The organism is Neobacillus sp. (assembly GCF_031988165.1).
Lineage (GTDB): Bacteria > Bacillota > Bacilli > Bacillales > Cytobacillaceae > Neobacillus > Neobacillus rhizosphaerae.
The window spans coordinates 1-17,212 of sequence record NZ_DALZYO010000010.1; the positions used below are offsets into that span (position 1 = coordinate 1).

General features: G+C 35.3%; 16 protein-coding genes and 1 pseudogene. All 17 read left to right on the plus strand.

Features of this window, described 5'->3' with window-relative positions:
- A pseudogene (locus tag RTR43_RS07355) lies at positions 1 to 224 on the plus strand (methyl-accepting chemotaxis protein); the annotation flags it as partial.
- 79 nt (positions 225 to 303) lie between these two features.
- Positions 304 to 1,101, plus strand: a complete 798-nt coding sequence (locus RTR43_RS07360) for a CheR family methyltransferase (RefSeq protein WP_312470753.1) — start codon at positions 304 to 306, stop codon at positions 1,099 to 1,101.
- 98 nt (positions 1,102 to 1,199) lie between these two features.
- Entirely contained in the window at positions 1,200 to 1,643 is a 444-nt protein-coding gene (locus RTR43_RS07365; RefSeq protein WP_312470754.1) for a YaaR family protein, read from the plus strand.
- Positions 1,644 to 1,782: 139 nt separating this feature from the next.
- Positions 1,783 to 2,205 (plus strand): DUF6115 domain-containing protein, encoded by a 423-nt coding sequence (locus tag RTR43_RS07370; protein WP_312470756.1) that lies wholly within the window; start codon positions 1,783 to 1,785, stop codon positions 2,203 to 2,205.
- A 15-nt stretch (positions 2,206 to 2,220) separates the two neighbouring features.
- On the plus strand, positions 2,221 to 3,111 hold the full coding sequence (locus RTR43_RS07375) for a flagellar hook-basal body protein (protein WP_312470757.1): 891 nt from the start codon (positions 2,221 to 2,223) through the stop codon (positions 3,109 to 3,111).
- Between the two features lie 78 nt (positions 3,112 to 3,189).
- Positions 3,190 to 4,047, plus strand: coding sequence for a flagellar hook-basal body protein (locus tag RTR43_RS07380; RefSeq protein ID WP_312470758.1), 858 nt, complete (start codon positions 3,190 to 3,192; stop codon positions 4,045 to 4,047).
- 296 nt (positions 4,048 to 4,343) lie between these two features.
- Positions 4,344 to 5,918 carry a flagellar filament capping protein FliD gene (gene fliD / locus RTR43_RS07385; protein ID WP_312470760.1) on the plus strand — a complete coding sequence of 525 codons (1,575 nt, stop codon included), beginning with the start codon at positions 4,344 to 4,346 and terminating at the stop codon, positions 5,916 to 5,918.
- Positions 5,919 to 6,337: 419 nt separating this feature from the next.
- Positions 6,338 to 7,183 (plus strand): flagellin Hag, encoded by an 846-nt coding sequence (hag, locus tag RTR43_RS07390; protein ID WP_312470761.1) that lies wholly within the window; start codon positions 6,338 to 6,340, stop codon positions 7,181 to 7,183.
- 328 nt (positions 7,184 to 7,511) lie between these two features.
- Positions 7,512 to 8,357 (plus strand): flagellin Hag, encoded by an 846-nt coding sequence (gene hag, locus RTR43_RS07395; RefSeq protein ID WP_312470763.1) that lies wholly within the window; start codon positions 7,512 to 7,514, stop codon positions 8,355 to 8,357.
- 405 nt (positions 8,358 to 8,762) lie between these two features.
- Complete coding sequence (gene hag / locus RTR43_RS07400) at positions 8,763 to 9,608, plus strand: flagellin Hag (protein WP_312470761.1); 846 nt, start codon at positions 8,763 to 8,765, stop codon at positions 9,606 to 9,608.
- Between the two features lie 152 nt (positions 9,609 to 9,760).
- Positions 9,761 to 10,363 (plus strand): DUF8042 domain-containing protein, encoded by a 603-nt coding sequence (locus RTR43_RS07405; protein WP_312470765.1) that lies wholly within the window; start codon positions 9,761 to 9,763, stop codon positions 10,361 to 10,363.
- The gene (locus tag RTR43_RS07410) at positions 10,350 to 12,227 is read left to right on the plus strand and encodes a motility associated factor glycosyltransferase family protein (RefSeq protein ID WP_312470767.1); all 1,878 of its coding nucleotides are present in this window, start codon (positions 10,350 to 10,352) and stop codon (positions 12,225 to 12,227) included. The genes RTR43_RS07405 and RTR43_RS07410 overlap by 14 nt, the downstream gene beginning before the upstream one ends.
- A 4-nt stretch (positions 12,228 to 12,231) precedes the next feature.
- A complete protein-coding gene (locus RTR43_RS07415) occupies positions 12,232 to 13,227 on the plus strand; it encodes an NAD-dependent 4,6-dehydratase LegB (RefSeq protein WP_312470769.1) in 996 nt (331 codons plus the stop codon).
- Positions 13,224 to 14,396: a LegC family aminotransferase gene (locus RTR43_RS07420; RefSeq protein ID WP_312470770.1), complete on the plus strand. Its 1,173-nt coding sequence runs from the start codon at positions 13,224 to 13,226 to the stop codon at positions 14,394 to 14,396. The genes RTR43_RS07415 and RTR43_RS07420 overlap by 4 nt, the downstream gene beginning before the upstream one ends.
- Complete coding sequence (gene neuC / locus RTR43_RS07425; protein ID WP_312470771.1) at positions 14,389 to 15,519, plus strand: UDP-N-acetylglucosamine 2-epimerase; 1,131 nt, start codon at positions 14,389 to 14,391, stop codon at positions 15,517 to 15,519. The genes RTR43_RS07420 and neuC overlap by 8 nt, the downstream gene beginning before the upstream one ends.
- Positions 15,516 to 16,595: an N-acetylneuraminate synthase gene (gene neuB / locus RTR43_RS07430; RefSeq protein ID WP_312470772.1), complete on the plus strand. Its 1,080-nt coding sequence runs from the start codon at positions 15,516 to 15,518 to the stop codon at positions 16,593 to 16,595. Before neuC ends, neuB begins: the two co-directional genes overlap by 4 nt.
- Entirely contained in the window at positions 16,588 to 17,211 is a 624-nt protein-coding gene (locus RTR43_RS07435; protein ID WP_312470773.1) for an acetyltransferase, read from the plus strand. Before neuB ends, RTR43_RS07435 begins: the two co-directional genes overlap by 8 nt.
- Position 17,212 lies beyond the last annotated feature (1 nt).

Below are 17,212 nucleotides of genomic sequence, written 5' to 3' on the forward strand. Positions count from 1 at the left end.
AAGAAATTGTTCGCAATATCAGCAGTATAAAAGAAATGGTCCAACAAATGATGATCGCGACGAATGACCAAGCAAGATATGGTCAAGAAATCGCATTAGAAGTTGGAAACGTTAACAAACAAACAGAAGAGCTAAATACCAGCATTTATACCCAATCCAAAGGAGTGGATGAGGTTGTCCACGCAATCACTGAGGTAAATACACAAATGGAAAATCTTAAGTAATTTTCTTATGGGATGGAACGCTTCCACATCATATGAGGGAGCGTTCCATCAGATTCCCGCTTAAAAAGGAAGAGATCATGTGATACATAAATGGATGGAATTGGCGTTGAAAATAAAGGAATTTTGTGGAATTGATTTTACTATGAATCTCGCAGGTTTAGATTTGAAAGTATCGAGAAGGCTTAATGAATTGGGGTTAATATTAGAAGAATACACCCCCCATTTACAAAAGGACCCAAAAGAATGGGATAAACTCGTGGAACATATCACGATAAATGAAACCTACTTTTTTAGGGAATTCAACCAACTAGAAGAATTTCAAAACTTGATAAAGAAACAATCAGGAAAATTAATCAATGTGTGGTGTGTTCCTTGTTCTACAGGAGAGGAGGCCTATTCACTAGCCATCTTGGCAAAAGAGTTAGAAGCTTCATCGGGTAATCGAGTTAGGATTGTGGCATCGGATATTAATAAAAAGGTGTTGGAGCATGCCAAAAAAGGATTTTATTCAAAGAATTCCTTATCATTCAGAAGACTTCCGGATAATAAAGAATATCTTAAAAAGTATTTTATTGAAACAGATATAGGCTATGAAGTAAAAAATGAAATCAAACAAATGGTTTCATTTGAACCATTTAATTTGACCGATTACTCATCATATGCAAAATACAATCAAATTGATTTTATATTTTGTCGGAATGTCTTGTTCTATTTTAATGAAGCGATCATTAAAGAGGTCATTAGGAGTTTTCATGGGACACTTAGCAATGATGGATACTTATTTTTAGGTCACGCGGAGTCCATCTCAAGCTTTGAAAGCAAATTTGTCTCTGTACACACCAAAGATACTTATTACTACAAAAAAGATATTCTGTGATTTTTAATGAATTTTGTGTAAAGTTACGGTATAATGATTACATTATTTTGATGTATTTTGATAGTTTTTTTTAGGTAAAATTTAGGAGGTGAATCCTTTTGAAAATACAAGAACCGGTAAGGATAAATTTGGGTGACCAAAGGCTAGTAACAACCGAGCGGAATTCCGCTAATTCAGCATCTTTTCAAAAAATTATGAACTCCTATTCCAAAGAACTCACCCAGGATCACCTCCATCAACTGCTACAGGACATTGATAAACAAGGCGTGCAGCTAAGCGAAAAGCCAACGTTTAATGAACTCCGCAAATATAAGAATTTGGTCAAACAATTTATGGGTGAGGTAACAAAAAACGGGATGGGCTTGTACCAAACCGAAAGCTGGGATCCGTATGGTGGGAATAAAACACTGAAAACTGTTCAAGTACTCGACAAAAAATTGATGGAATTAACGGATCACGTATTAAACCAACAAAATGCCGGTCTATCCATCCTGGAACGAATCGGAGAAATCAAAGGCTTATTAATTAACCTCTATACATAATCATTCCCTTGTTGATAGGGCAATCATGTCACGGCAGATAGATGGGGAAAAAGTATCCATAGCCAATTTAAGCTATCGTCGTTGTAACGATTCTGGCGATTACTACTTTAGATAAGATAACTAGAGAGGGAGCGAACAGGTGCAAACATATGTAAACGAAATCCTTTTAGGGCTCAATTTGATTGGCGTCATTTATTTGATTGTTCAGGGCTCGCTCCGGCGGAAGATTGCTCCTAAGGAGGATTTGTATCAAAAAATGAACGATAACCAAAAAGAATTGACTCGAGAAATCAGCGAACTAAAAATGACCCTTAAACAATATCAGCAAACATTAAAGCAGGAGTCCGAGCAGTGGAGAATTGAGAGACAAACACTGGAAGCATCCATAAAGGCAACTAGAAAAACGATGAGTGGGCAGGATTTGTTATTAAATGACAGGTATAAAGAAATTTTTGATTTACAGAATCAAGGACTTTCCGTGGATCAAATTGCTAAAAAACTTGAAAAAGGATCCGGTGAAGTAGCCTTCATTTTACAGCTGGCTGCTCAACAACGTTGCTAAGAAGGGGGTATAATCATGATAAGAGGTTTGTATACGGCAGCTTCAGGAATGTATTCTTTGGAGCGAAAGCAAGAAACATTAGCCGATAATCTGGCTAATGCGCAAACACCAGGATATAAGAAGGATGATACCGTCCAAAGGGCATTCCCGAAACTATTAATGCAGCGGATTCAGGACTTTAATGAAAAAGGAAACGTCACATTTGGTGGCGCCTTCCAATTACCTGGACAGCCTGTTCCGATTGGCGAACTTTATAACGGTGTGTATACACAGGAACGCATACCTAGTTTCGGTCAAGGGGCACTGGTACAAACGGATAATCCGTTGGACCTTGCGATTGAAGATCAAGGGATTCCTGCGCAAATGGTCAATGGTCGGCTAGTTAAACCAGCTGCCTTCTTTGCCGTACAGCTTCCTGATGGAACCGTTGGCTACACAAGAAATGGGAAGTGGGATTTGGACGCAAACGGTCACCTTGTAACATCGGAAGGTTACCAGGTATTAGGAGCGGATCATAAGCCAATCCAAATCACAGAGAGTATTCGTAAAGAAGATTTGTTTATTAACGCAGATGGCCAGTTAATTGCTTACCCTAATGATCCGTCCAAAACAAGGCTGGCCGGACAAATTGGTATCGCAGTGGTACAAAATCCAGCCGAACTTCGTCGCTCTGGAGGGAATGTATTCCAATCTGCTAATCCAGTGCCATTTATTCAAGATGCTGGAGGAACCAATCCTGGCATTTCTCTTTACCAAGGATTCATTGAACAGTCGAATGTCGATACAGGTCAAACCATGACAGACATGATGATGGCGATAAGAGGGTATGAAGCAAATCAAAAGGTGATTAGCGTGTACGATAACTCCTTACAACAACTTTACTCAGTTGGAAAGATGAACGGATAAAGTAAAGCTTCCATAAATGGGAGTAGTGCTTACCCTAAATGTGCATTAAAATAACTTTACGAATAGGAGATAAGGAATTTGAATACATCATTATTTATCTCATCAGGTGCTTTGCAATCATACCAGCAAAAAATTGATACTACGGCAAACAATGTGGCCAATGTCAACACTACAGGCTTTAAACGTAAGGACCAAAGCTTTTCAGAGATTTTAGCTTCGCAAATTAACAATCAACCTCGATCATACCAGGAAATCGGAAGGCTTACTCCTGATGGGCTACGAGTCGGTTATGGCGTACGGACAGGACTAACGCAACTCGATATGCAGCAAGGACAAGCGATTCAAACAGGTAATCCTTTTGACCTGATGATCTCCGGAAATGGATTTTTCCAAGTCGGTTATCCTTCTACTGCAGCGGGTGGACAAATTGATGTGCGATATACACGCGACGGGAATTTTCACGTAAGTCCGGATGCAAATAAACCGGGAAGTTATCATTTAGTAAACGCAAACGGGGGTTATCTGCTAGATCAAACTGGCAAACCGATTGAACTAGATGGTCAGGATCAAGTAAACATTGATTCAACAGGGCAAATTCAGCTAAAAAATAAAAATGGTCAAGGTACTACATCCATCTCTCCACAGCAAGTGGGCATTGTAGAAATTCAAAATCCCCATGTCTTACAGAATGTTGGTAATAATGAATTTGCGATTGATCCAACCGCATTAGCAAATGGGACAAATGCTTCCACTTATGTGAGAATGATGCTCCTTGGAGAAACGCAAATCTCAACCGGATATCTAGAAGGATCGAATGTGGATTTGGGGAAAGAGATGACTGATTTGATGACAGCGCAGCGGGGGTTTCAAATGAACGCTAGAGCGGTTTCGTATGCGGATCAGATGTCAGGAATTGCTAATAATATATTGAAGTGATTAATGATCACTTCAAAAAGAGTTTTTGAGACGGCCGCTTCCTGGTGAATTACTGCTAGGTGTTTGCGGCTTTTTACATATCATACGAGTAATAAAAATAACAACGGATATGAGTTGAAAGAAAAAATAACTTCCCCATAAACTATTTTATGATTCCTCCGATAGATAATAGTAGTGGGTTATTTATATCTATTAGATGGTCTGTAAAAGATGAAGTTCTTTCAGAACTGTAATGCACAATTCCGAAGAAATAAAATGATACTATTAAAAATATTTATTAAAAGGAGTGACACGATATGGTTAACTTGACGACACATATATCTGGACTAGCATCTGGTATGGATACTGAGAAACTAGTAAGTGACATGATGAAGGTGAACAGAATACCTTTAGATAAATTACAACAAGCAAAAATTCTAAACACATGGAAAACGGATGCATATAGAGAAATCAATACGAAAATCGCAAGCTTCAGAGACGCCATGCAAGATTTAAGGCTGCAAGGAACCTTTAACGCGCAAAAAGCAACTTCGAGTGATCCAAGGATGGATGTTTCGATGACTGGTACATCTACACAAATGAACTTTACTATTTCAGAAGCACAGCTAGCTACTCCAGAAAAAGGGGGTTCGGTTAGTTTTAAAACAGGAATAGTAAATGGATCTGCCAAAATAGATTCTAGCGATACTGCTATTGATATTACTTTCAAATTAAATGGAATTGATATTACAATACCTAAAGATAGTACATACGATCAAGCAATAGCAAAAATCAATTCTAACAGTGATAAAACTAATGTTAAAGTCTCTAATGTTGGTGGATCACTAGTTTTTACTACCACTGAATTGGGAGCAAATAAATCGATCACAATCTCAAGCTCAAGCCCTGAAGCGCGTGGTTTTTTAAAGATTGCTGATGGTACTACTAACATTAACAGCCCGGCAGCTATTAATGCAAACGCCGATTTATTTACAGATAAGGAATCTTATTCTGACGGTTCAGCAGCGATACCTGGATTTGTTGTTATAAATGGAACGAAAATCAATATTTCTGATAACACCTTTACATATGATGGTGTTCAAATCAAATTAAAATCAGTGATTTCGGCTGATAATCCGGCAAATGTAAGTGTAGCAGCAGACACAGATAAGATTTTTGACAAACTGAAAACGTTTGTTGATAAATACAATGAGCTTGTGAAAGATTTAAATGACAAACTTTCTGAAAGTAAAAACCGAAAATACCCTCCTTTAACCGAGGCACAAAAGAAAGATATGAAAGAAGCGGATATTAAGCTTTGGGAAGAAAAAGCGAAAAGTGGATTACTAGCAAATGATCCTGCGATTCGGCAATTCCTTACACAGCTCCGTACCAGTTTGAGTGAAACGGTTCAGGGGGCTGGGATTAGTACAGATCTTAATTCTCTTCAAAAAATCGGAATTACTACAAGCACGAATTACAAGGATAATGGGAAGTTAGTGTTGGATGAGTCCAAGCTTAAGTCGCTGTTAACGAGTAATTTGACTGATATCCAAAAAATGTTTTCTACAAAATTCGAAACTGATAATCCAAATGATACAACTTTATCAAGTGCTGAAAAATACAAAAAAAGTGGATTTGCAATCAGAGTTTATGATCGGATTGGCGACATTTTATCACAACTAAAAGTAAAAGCTGGGGCACCAGGGACGATTTCTGTTAACAGTGATTTGGCTAAAGAGGCGGCGTCCATCGATGAAAGAATGACCAAAGTTACGAACCGTGTAAATGCTCAAGAACAAGCCTTGTGGATAAAATTCAATGCTATGGAAAAGGCACTACAAAAATTGAATTCTCAAAGTTCATTTTGGTCCCAAAAACTAGGCCAATAGTCATTAAATTATTGATAAAAAGAGTCAATCCGACGAGGATGACTCTTTTTCTATGTAAAACGAAATGAATAAAAGAATTGAATACTATTTTTATCCTTCATTTTCTTCAAATAAATAAGATAAATAGATGATCTTACTAAACTCTATGGTTGATAAACCGAAAATAGAGATATCAAGTTATTCTAATTGGTAAGTAATTAAAAAAATATCAAAAAGGCTAAACAAACTTTTTGATTGACCGATAAGAATACATGTAAGGGAAATCCTTTAATAACCTTAATAAAGGTAAAAGTTTTACACAAAATCATCTTCTAATCATTTTTTTGATAATAGACCCATCGGGTTTTATTATAGATTATTTTAAAAGGGATTTATCCTTATCAAAATTAAATTAATCATTTTTGGGAGGAAAAGAAATTATGCAAATTAATCACAATCTTACAGCTATGAACACCCTTCGTCAGTTGAACACTTCATCAACTAACCAATCGAAGTCAATGGAAAAATTATCATCAGGTCTTCGTATTAACCGTGCTGGCGATGATGCAGCAGGTCTAGCAATCTCTGAAAAAATGCGTGGACAAATCCGCGGTTTAGATCAAGCATCACGTAATGCTCAAGATGGAATTTCATTCATCCAAACTGCTGAAGGTGCATTAAATGAAACACATGAAATCTTACAAAGAATGCGTGAACTTGCAACTCAATCTGCAAACGATACAAACACAAATACAGATCGTGGAGAACTTCAAAAAGAAGTTGATCAATTAGCACATGAAATTACTCGTATTTCTAATAACACAGAATTCAATACAAAGAAATTGCTTGATGGGACAGCAAATGTAACTTTCCATATTGGAGCAAACGCAGGTCAAAGTATTAATCTTGCGATCAAAACTATGGATGCAAATGCTCTAGGAGTTGCTAATGGTACAAGTGGTGCAAACGCAACAGTTACTTCTGGTATTGATATTACTACACAATCAGGAGCAAATACTGCTATTACAGCTATTAATACTGCAATTGAAACAGTTTCTGCTGAACGTTCTAAATTAGGTGCTTACCAAAATCGTTTAGAACACACTATTAATAACTTAGGAACTTCTTCTGAAAACTTAAGTGCTGCAGAATCTCGTATTCGTGACGTAGACATGGCGAAAGAAATGATGAACCAAACTAAGAACTCAATTCTTTCACAAGCTGCACAAGCAATGCTTGCTCAGGCTAACCAAGCTCCACAAGCCGTTCTACAATTATTACGTTAATTTTGAATAACTGGAAGAATCTAGCTTTGCTAGATTCCTTTTTTTATATAATGAAGAAATAAGAGTAAAGAATACCGGTTAGTAAATATTCTTTTAAAATAAATTAAGATAAATATTTTATACTACTAAACTAAATGTTTGATAAACCGATAATAATATATGTAAAAGAGTTTATTTAATAATCTTAATTAAGATAGAAGATTAGACAAAGTCATAACCAAACAACTTTTTTTGATAATAGACCCATCGGGTTTTATTATAGATAAGTATAAAAGGGATTTACTGCTATCAAAAATTAATTTAATGATTCTAGGGAGGAAAAGCAATTATGCAAATTAATCACAATCTTACAGCAATGAATACTCTTCGTCAGTTGAATACTTCTTCAACTAACCAATCGAAATCAATGGAAAAATTATCATCAGGTCTTCGTATTAACCGTGCTGGCGATGATGCAGCAGGTCTAGCAATCTCTGAAAAAATGCGTGGACAAATCCGCGGTTTAGATCAAGCATCACGTAATGCTCAAGATGGAATTTCATTCATCCAAACTGCTGAAGGTGCATTAAATGAAACACATGAAATCTTACAAAGAATGCGTGAACTTGCAACTCAATCTGCAAACGATACAAACACAAATACAGATCGTGGAGAACTTCAAAAAGAAGTTGATCAATTAGCACATGAAATTACTCGTATTTCTAATAACACAGAATTCAATACAAAGAAATTGCTTGATGGAACAGCAAATGTAACTTTCCATATTGGAGCAAACGCAGGTCAAAGTATCAATCTTGCGATCAAAACTATGGATGCAAATGCTTTAGGGGTAGCTACTGGTACAAGTGGTTCAGGTGCAACTGTTACTTCTGGTATTGATATTTCATCACAAGCAAGTGCAAACACAGCAATTACAGCTATTAATACTGCAATTGAAACGGTTTCTGCTGAACGTTCTAAATTAGGTGCTTACCAAAACCGACTAGAGCACACTATCAATAACTTAGGAACTTCTTCTGAGAACTTAAGTTCTGCAGAATCACGTATTCGTGACGTAGATATGGCAAAAGAAATGATGAACCAAACAAAGAATTCAATTCTTTCTCAAGCTGCACAAGCAATGCTTGCTCAAGCTAACCAAGCTCCACAAGCCGTTCTACAATTATTACGTTAATTTTGAATAAATGGAAGGAATCTAGCTTTGCTAGATTCCTTTTTTATTAATAATGAAGAAATAAAAGTAATGAATATCCCTTTTTTAATATTCTTTTAAAATAACCAAGATAAATAATTTATAGTACTAAACTAAATGAAAACCGAAAATAGAATATCAAGTAATTCTTTTTGGAAAGCAAATAAAAAAATGATCAAAAAGGCTAAACAAAATGTTTAATTAACCGATAAGAATATATGTAAAAGAGTTTGTTTATTACTATTAATTAATATAGAAGTTTAGACAAAGTCATAACCAAACAACTTTTTTTGATAATAGACCCATCGGGTTTTATTATAGATAAGTATAAAAGGGATTTACTGCTATCAAAAATTAATTTAATGATTCTAGGGAGGAAAAGCAATTATGCAAATTAATCACAATCTTACAGCAATGAATACTCTTCGTCAGTTGAATACTTCTTCAACTAACCAATCGAAATCAATGGAAAAATTATCATCAGGTCTTCGTATTAACCGTGCTGGCGATGATGCAGCAGGTCTAGCAATCTCTGAAAAAATGCGTGGACAAATCCGCGGTTTAGATCAAGCATCACGTAATGCTCAAGATGGAATTTCATTCATCCAAACTGCTGAAGGTGCATTAAATGAAACACATGAAATCTTACAAAGAATGCGTGAACTTGCAACTCAATCTGCAAACGATACAAACACAAATACAGATCGTGGAGAACTTCAAAAAGAAGTTGATCAATTAGCACATGAAATTACTCGTATTTCTAATAACACAGAATTCAATACAAAGAAATTGCTTGATGGGACAGCAAATGTAACTTTCCATATTGGAGCAAACGCAGGTCAAAGTATTAATCTTGCGATCAAAACTATGGATGCAAATGCTCTAGGAGTTGCTAATGGTACAAGTGGTGCAAACGCAACAGTTACTTCTGGTATTGATATTACTACACAATCAGGAGCAAATACTGCTATTACAGCTATTAATACTGCAATTGAAACAGTTTCTGCTGAACGTTCTAAATTAGGTGCTTACCAAAATCGTTTAGAGCACACTATCAATAACTTAGGAACTTCTTCTGAGAATTTAAGTGCTGCAGAATCACGTATTCGTGACGTAGATATGGCGAAAGAAATGATGAATCAAACAAAGAATTCAATTCTTTCTCAAGCTGCACAAGCAATGCTTGCTCAAGCTAACCAAGCACCACAAGCTGTTCTTCAATTATTACGTTAATTTTGTTGGTTTTTAAAATGGGCTCTAGCATCGCTAGAGCTCTTTTTCCATTTAATAAATTTATTTTTGTATTGTCAATTAAGCAATTTTGATTAAAAATCTGATATTATTAAATAATAGTATTATACGCAAATAAGTGGGGGTATTAAAAGTTGAAACTAATATTTGAAAATCAAACTATACATTTTGATAGATTTCCTTCAGTTGAAGAAATTTTTGATAAAATAAAAGAATTTTTATCCGATCAATATTTTTTTAGTCATCTAAAAATTGATGGAGAAGAAGTATATGATGATCCAGAAAGTTATTTACTAGAATGTCTTGAATCCATTTCAATAATTGAAGTAGTTGTAAAAACCATTCACGAATTTGTAAATGAGGTACTACATATGACCGATGATTATTTGAAACGCGCTATTCCAGAAATAACGACAGTTGCTGATGGATTCTATCAAAGCCCTAGTTCAAATAATTGGACGGACTTTTCTAATATGTTAGAAGGTATCCAATGGTTAATTCAAATGGTGGAACTGATTGATAAGACAAATGAAAGACCAGCAAATTGGGATGAATGCATTAAGATTACGACAAAATTTGAAATGGAATTAGCTAGTTTAGTGGAGGCCGTTAAGAATACAGACCATATATTAATTGCAGATGTACTTCAATATGAGTTATTACCACTTTTTGAAACACTCGAAACAGAGGTTAAGAATACAATTGACATAGAGGGAAAACGGAATGATATTAATTGAGAATCGCAATTTTTTACGTATTCACAATCGTCCCTTAATGGAAAAGATATCAAAATGCGAAGCAGGAAGCAATAAACAATCTCTTATTCTTGAGAATTCTAAAAAAGGTTTACCCACTTTAAAGCTGAATATAAATGAAAAAACCTTGTATTTACACAGTAAATACGATCCTGTAACTGAGGCAGAAAGATTAATCATTCAGTTAAAGGAAATGGACAAATATAAACATATATTGTTTATTGGTGTAGGACTTGGATATCATATTAAAGCGATGTTAAGTGAATATCCGGAAATGAAATTTTCTATTTTTGAACCAAATTTGGATGTTCTTTGTGAGTTTTTAACTCAACTAAACCTAAACGAATTGCCTATTAATCAATTAGTGACAATTTTTTCTACTACTAACGAGCAGGAACTTCGTTCAGAGGTGAGTAGTCTAAATTCATTACTAAAGGAACAAACTTATATTTTTATCCTACCCGTATATAAGAATTTATTCGATGCTGAAATACAGATTGTAATGGAATCTCTAGTGAATGTGTTGAAAGAAAAGAGAAGCAATCTAGCAGTTGATGCCTCTTTTCAAAAAAGATGGACCATCAATTCAATCAAAAACTTTCCAAAAATCCTTCAAACTCCAAATATTTTGAGAGATATTGATGATAAAGTATTTAAAGGGAAACCAGCAATTATTGTCGCTGCAGGGCCATCTTTGAACGAGGAATTAAAAAACTTAAAATACATCAAAGAACACGGACTTGCTTATATTTTCTCTGTTGGCTCTGCTATTAATGCATTGATTGAACAAGGGATTTTTCCTGATGCAGCATGTACCTATGATCCTACTAATAAAAACCAAATTGTATTTGAAAAATTAAAGGAACGGAATATTGCGGATATTCCCCTTATTTTTGGTAGTTCAGTGGGATTTGAGACTTTGGAGAACTATCCAGGAATATTGGTACACATGTTAACAAATCAAGATACGATTTCACCGTATTATCTAAATGATTATAAAAATATAGATGTAATACAAGATGCACCATCTATTGCTGTTATTACATTTGAATTATTAATCAAGCTTGGTTGTAAACAAATTATTTTTGTCGGTCAAAACCTTGCTTATCAGAATGATAACCGTTATGCGCAAGGAATAAACTATGACTTTGTTTCAAATCAATTATCTGAACAAGAAAAAAAGGAACTATTCACTGTAAAAGATGTATATGGAGACGATGTTCAAACAGATGAAGACTTCTTAAGAATGCGTCAACAATTGGAAATGTATATTTCACAATATAGAAATATTGAAGTGATTAACACGACAAAAGGTGGAGCCAAAATTGGAGGGACGAACTTTTTACCTCTTTCTGAAGTGATATCAGAAAAATTGATAGAACCTAATATTGTGACACCACACTGGTTTATTTTCAAAAATTCTTACGATATGACATACACAATGAGACAAATAGAAAAAATGAAATTGGCTAAGATCTCCCTCGAAAAGAGTCTTCAAAACGTCTTAAATGAACTTCATAAAATTGAGGCTTCGGCAAATTTAAAGAAAACGAAGGAGTTAGAAAAAAGATTTAACTATTTGGATAAAGAGTTTGAGCTGATTTGCAATAACGCATTTTTTAAGGCATTTGTCCAACCGATGGTTCGAGTACAAAATCAACATCTCACTGAAGAGACTCAAGCAATACGATTTGAAAGAGATGTGATTAGAAAAGGGCATGTTATTGCACAAATATTTGAAAGTTTTATTATGGATTGCAGGGGACATTTACGTTTGATGATACCGTTTGAAGAAGAGATGAATGAAAGAATAAAAACTCTATATAAGCAAAATGAAAAAGGGTGAAACCATGAAAATTTTGGTAACAGGAGCCGATGGATTTATCGGTTCCCATTTAACTGAAACATTAATTCGGCAAGGATACGATGTTCGAGCATTTGTTTATTATAACTCATTCAATTCATGGGGATGGCTTGATTCTACTTCAAAAGATATCAAAAAGAATCTTGAAGTGTTCTCTGGGGATATACGTGACCCAAATGGAGTGAAAGAAGCAATGAAAGGCTGCGATACAGTTTTACATCTCGCTTCGTTAATAGCAATTCCATATTCCTATCATTCTCCTGACACGTATGTTGACACAAATATCAAAGGAACGTTAAATATATTGCAAGCGGCTCGTGAATTTGGTATATCGAAAATCGTCCACACGTCCACGAGCGAAGTGTACGGAACAGCTCTGTACGTTCCAATTAATGAGAATCATCCATTACAAGGACAGTCTCCGTACTCTGCTTCGAAAATTGGTGCGGATCAAATGGCACTATCTTTTTATCGCTCTTTTGAAACACCAGTTGCAATCATTCGTCCATTTAACACGTATGGTCCAAGGCAATCAGCACGAGCTGTTATTCCGACCATAATAACACAGCTAGCATCTGGAAAGGTGAAAATTAAACTAGGTGCATTAAGTCCTACAAGAGATTTTAACTATGTAAAGGATACAGTGAGTGGGTTTATTTCAATTATGAATAGTAAAAAAGCAATTGGTGAAGTAATCAATATTGGTAGTAATTATGAAATTTCCATTGGAGAAACAGCTGAAGTAATTGCTGATGTAATGGGTACAAAAATTGAAATTGAAACAGATGAAATTCGTCTACGACCTGAGAAAAGTGAAGTAGAACGCCTATGGGCTGATAATCAAAAAGCAATAGAATTACTTGGATGGAAGCCGTCATACGGTGGGATTGAAGGCTTTAAACAGGGCATAAAGGAAACCGTAGAGTGGTTTTCGAATCCAGTGAATTTATTACAATATAAGGCAGATGTATATAACATATGAGTGAACAATGGCGTAATATTGCCCAACAAATAAAGGGGATATATAGAAATAAGGATTTTGTACCCCTCCATGAGCCAACATTTAATGAAACAGAAATAAAATATGTGACTGAGTGTATTAAAAGTGGTTGGGTTTCGTCTGTAGGTAAATATGTAGATGAGTTTGAAAAAAAACTTGCAGAATTTACTGGTGTTAAACGAGCTATAGCTGTGGTTAATGGCACAGCTGCCTTGCATATCGCATTAAAAATTGCGGGTGTAAAAGCCAATGATGAAGTGTTTATGCCAGCCCTAACATTTATTGCAACAGGAAATGCTATTTCATATTTACAGGCAGTTCCACATTTTGTTGATGTATCTGAAGAAACACTTGGAATGGATCCAGTAAAACTCGAAGAATATATTCGAGAAATAGGAGTGGTTAAAAATGGTTTGCTCATTAACAAACAAACAGGGAGGATAATACGTGCAGTCCTTCCAATGCATACATTTGGGCATCCGGTGGATCTCGATCCATTAATGGAGGTTTGTGAGCGTTATAATTTAGTTCTTGTTGAGGATGCGGCGGAATCTCTAGGATCGTTCTATAAAGGAAAGCATACTGGTGGATTTGGACGTGTAGGAGCTCTCAGCTTTAATGGTAATAAAATTATTACTACTGGCGGAGGTGGTGTCATTTTAACAAACGATGAAAAGTTGGCGGATTATGCTAAGCACATTACGACCACTGCAAAAATCCCCCATCGATGGGAATATCGCCATGATGAAATTGGATTTAACTATCGGATGCCAAACATCAATGCAGCGTTAGGATGTGCGCAGATTGAAAAGATGGATGGTTTCCTTGCTTCTAAAATACAATTAACGAAAAGCTATCAAAGACTATTTGAAAAAATAGATGGAGTAGAATTATTTACCAATCCTACATTTGGAAGGAGTAATTATTGGCTTCAAACGATAATCTTAGATCCAGAAAAATATAATCGTGACTTCGTGTTAGGTGTGTTAAATGATGAAGGGACAATGGCTAGACCAATTTGGACACCGATGCATGAATTGACCCCTTATATGAAATGCCCAAAAGGGGATTTGTCAGTAACGAATGAATTAAATAATTGCGTAATTAATATTCCATCAACTCCAATAAAGGACAATGCATTCAATGACTAAACGGAAAATTTGTTTTGTAACTGGAACACGAGCTGAGTATGGACTGTTGTATTGGTTAATGAAAGAAATACAAGAAGATGATGAATTAGAATTACAATTGGTTGTTACAGGTATGCACTTATCTCCTGAATTTGGGTTGACGTATAAGCAGATTGAGGAAGATGGATTTTTGATTAATGAAAAAGTAGAAATGCTTATGTCATCTGATACATCAATAGGAGTAGCTAAATCAATAGGGCTTGCAACGATTGGATTTTCAGATGTGTTTGATAAATTAAAGCCGGATTTGCTTGTTATTCTGGGAGATCGTTTTGAAATGCTTGCCGTTGCACAAGTTGCCATTATTACTGGTATCCCTATTGCTCATATACATGGTGGTGAACTAACATTTGGTGCTTATGATGATGCTATTCGTCACTCTATAACAAAAATGGCAACATTGCATTTTACTAGCACTGAGGAGCATAGAAGACGTGTTATTCAACTAGGAGAATCACCTAGTCGGGTATGGAATGTAGGTGCATTAGGAATTGAAAATATTTTAAAGTTGCCAATTTTATCAAAAAATGAGTTGTATTCTCAGTTAAAACTTGATGAGAGCAAATCTCTTTTACTTATTACATATCACCCTGAAACGAACGGAGATGTGGAAGGAATCCATCCGTTGCTCTCAGCACTAAATGAATATTCAAACATGAACCTTATCTTTACAAAAGCGAATGCAGATAACGGCGGTCGGTTGATTAACGAGGCAATAGAAAAATATACTATTCAAAATGAGAATGCTTATCTGTTTGATTCACTGGGGCAGTTGCTTTATTTAAGTGCAGTTAAACATGCTAATGCTGTCATAGGTAATTCATCAAGTGGACTTATAGAAGTGCCCTATCTTCAGACTCCTACTTTGAATTGTGGTCATCGACAGGCGGGCAGACAACGACCAACCTCTGTTTTTGATGCTGAGCTTAATGAAGAATCTATTCGAAAAGGTATTGAAGTAGCATTAAAATTTATAGGTAGTTATGAACAGATTTTTGGCGAAGGAAACGTTTCACAAAAAATAGTGAATACTATTAAAAAATTACCTTCATTTTTGATACAGAAGGAGTTTTATGACTTATGATAAATCATACATATATCATTGCTGAAGCTGGAGTGAATCATAACGGTTCCCTTAATCTTGCTTTTGCACTGGTTGATGCAGCAGTGAAAGCTGGAGTAGATGCAGTAAAATTTCAAACTTATAAAACTGAAAATCTTGTGACAAAGAATGCAAAGCAGGCTAAATATCAAATAAAGAATATTGGGGAAGAAACTTCTCAATTTGATATGCTGAAGAAATTAGAGCTTTCTTTTAAAGCATTCCTTCAGCTTAAAGAATACTGTGATGAAAAAAAAATTGAATTCTTATCGACACCTTTTGATCATGAAAGTGTAAATTTTTTGATAGATAAAATCAAAATTAATATGGTGAAGATTCCATCTGGAGAGTTAACGAATTTTCCATTTATTCATTATGTTGCAACAAAAAGGAAACCTATTATTTTATCAACAGGCATGGCGTCTTTGGTTGAGATTCATGAATCTTTATCGTTTATTGCGTTCGGGCTGGCTTACCCAAATGAAAAAGTAAAAATTGATACTGTACGAGCTTTTTATCATACTTCTGAAGCAAAGAAATGGTTAAGGGATTATGTGACAATTTTGCATTGTACGACAGAATATCCAACACCCTTCACAGATATTAATTTACTAGCTATGGATCTTTTGAAGCAAGAATTTCAAATGAACGTCGGTTTATCTGATCATTCTGAAGGGATTTATGTTCCATTTGCCGCTGTTGCTCGTGGAGCTCAAGTGATTGAAAAACATTTTACTGTAAGTAGGTATTTGCCAGGTCCAGATCACCATGCTTCTCTAGAACCTGATGAATTAGCTGAGATGGTAAAAGCAATCCGTCTTATTGAAAAATCGCTCGGTAATTCTGAAAAGATACCTACTATAAATGAGCAACAGAATAAAATAGTTGTGAGGAAAAGCCTTGTGGCAGCGAAGTCGATTCTGGCTGGTCAATCATTTACTGAAGAAAATTTAACTGTTAAGCGGCCTGGTAGTGGCATGACACCTTCACAATTTTGGTCACTTATTGGTAAAACAGCATCAAAAAACTACGAAGAAGATGAGCTCATTGATGAATAAACCAGTTATCTTGATTGGAAATGGTGGTCATGCGAAGGTATTGACTAGCATTTTGTTGCAGCAAAATCGCTTAATAATTGGCTTTACAGCACCAGAGTTTCAAGAGAATCCCTTTAATATTCCTTACCTTGGGACAGATGAAATAATTGGCTCATATAACAGTGGTGACATTGAACTTGTTCTATGTATAGGGTCAGTAAGTGTTCCAACGTTACGGTCGAAAATTTTTGAACAGTTTAAGGAAAAATGTTACACATTCTCATCTGTTATACACCAAAGTGCAATTATTACTACATACTCGACTTTAGGGGAAGGTGTACAAATAATGGCAGGTTCTGTCATTGAACCTTTTGTAAAAATTGCTGACAATACAATTATTAATACATCTTCTAGTATTAACCATGGTTGTAAAATTGGAAAACATTGTCACATAGCTCCTGGTACAACACTTTCAGGAAATGTAACCGTAGGAGAAGTAACTCATATTGGTGCAGGATCGACAGTAATTCAAAATGTTCAAATTGGAAATCATGTATTAATTGGAGCTGGCTCTCTTGTTCTACAAAGTATAAATGATAAAAGAAAAGCATTTGGTGTACCTGCTAAGGAGATGTAGC

Bases quoted from the DNA above. Each gene is read 5' to 3' on its own strand.
- RTR43_RS07375 (WP_312470757.1), top strand. From the start codon at position 2,221: ATGATAAGAGGTTTGTATACGGCAGCTTCAGGAATGTATTCTTTGGAG.
- fliD (WP_312470760.1), top strand. From the start codon at position 4,344: ATGGTTAACTTGACGACACATATATCTGGACTAGCATCTGGTATGGAT.
- hag (WP_312470761.1), top strand. From the start codon at position 6,338: ATGCAAATTAATCACAATCTTACAGCTATGAACACCCTTCGTCAGTTG.
- hag (WP_312470763.1), top strand. From the start codon at position 7,512: ATGCAAATTAATCACAATCTTACAGCAATGAATACTCTTCGTCAGTTG.
- hag (WP_312470761.1), top strand. From the start codon at position 8,763: ATGCAAATTAATCACAATCTTACAGCAATGAATACTCTTCGTCAGTTG.
- RTR43_RS07410 (WP_312470767.1), top strand. From the start codon at position 10,350: ATGATATTAATTGAGAATCGCAATTTTTTACGTATTCACAATCGTCCC.
- RTR43_RS07415 (WP_312470769.1), top strand. From the start codon at position 12,232: ATGAAAATTTTGGTAACAGGAGCCGATGGATTTATCGGTTCCCATTTA.
- RTR43_RS07420 (WP_312470770.1), top strand. From the start codon at position 13,224: ATGAGTGAACAATGGCGTAATATTGCCCAACAAATAAAGGGGATATAT.
- neuC (WP_312470771.1), top strand. From the start codon at position 14,389: ATGACTAAACGGAAAATTTGTTTTGTAACTGGAACACGAGCTGAGTAT.
- neuB (WP_312470772.1), top strand. From the start codon at position 15,516: ATGATAAATCATACATATATCATTGCTGAAGCTGGAGTGAATCATAAC.
- RTR43_RS07435 (WP_312470773.1), top strand. From the start codon at position 16,588: ATGAATAAACCAGTTATCTTGATTGGAAATGGTGGTCATGCGAAGGTA.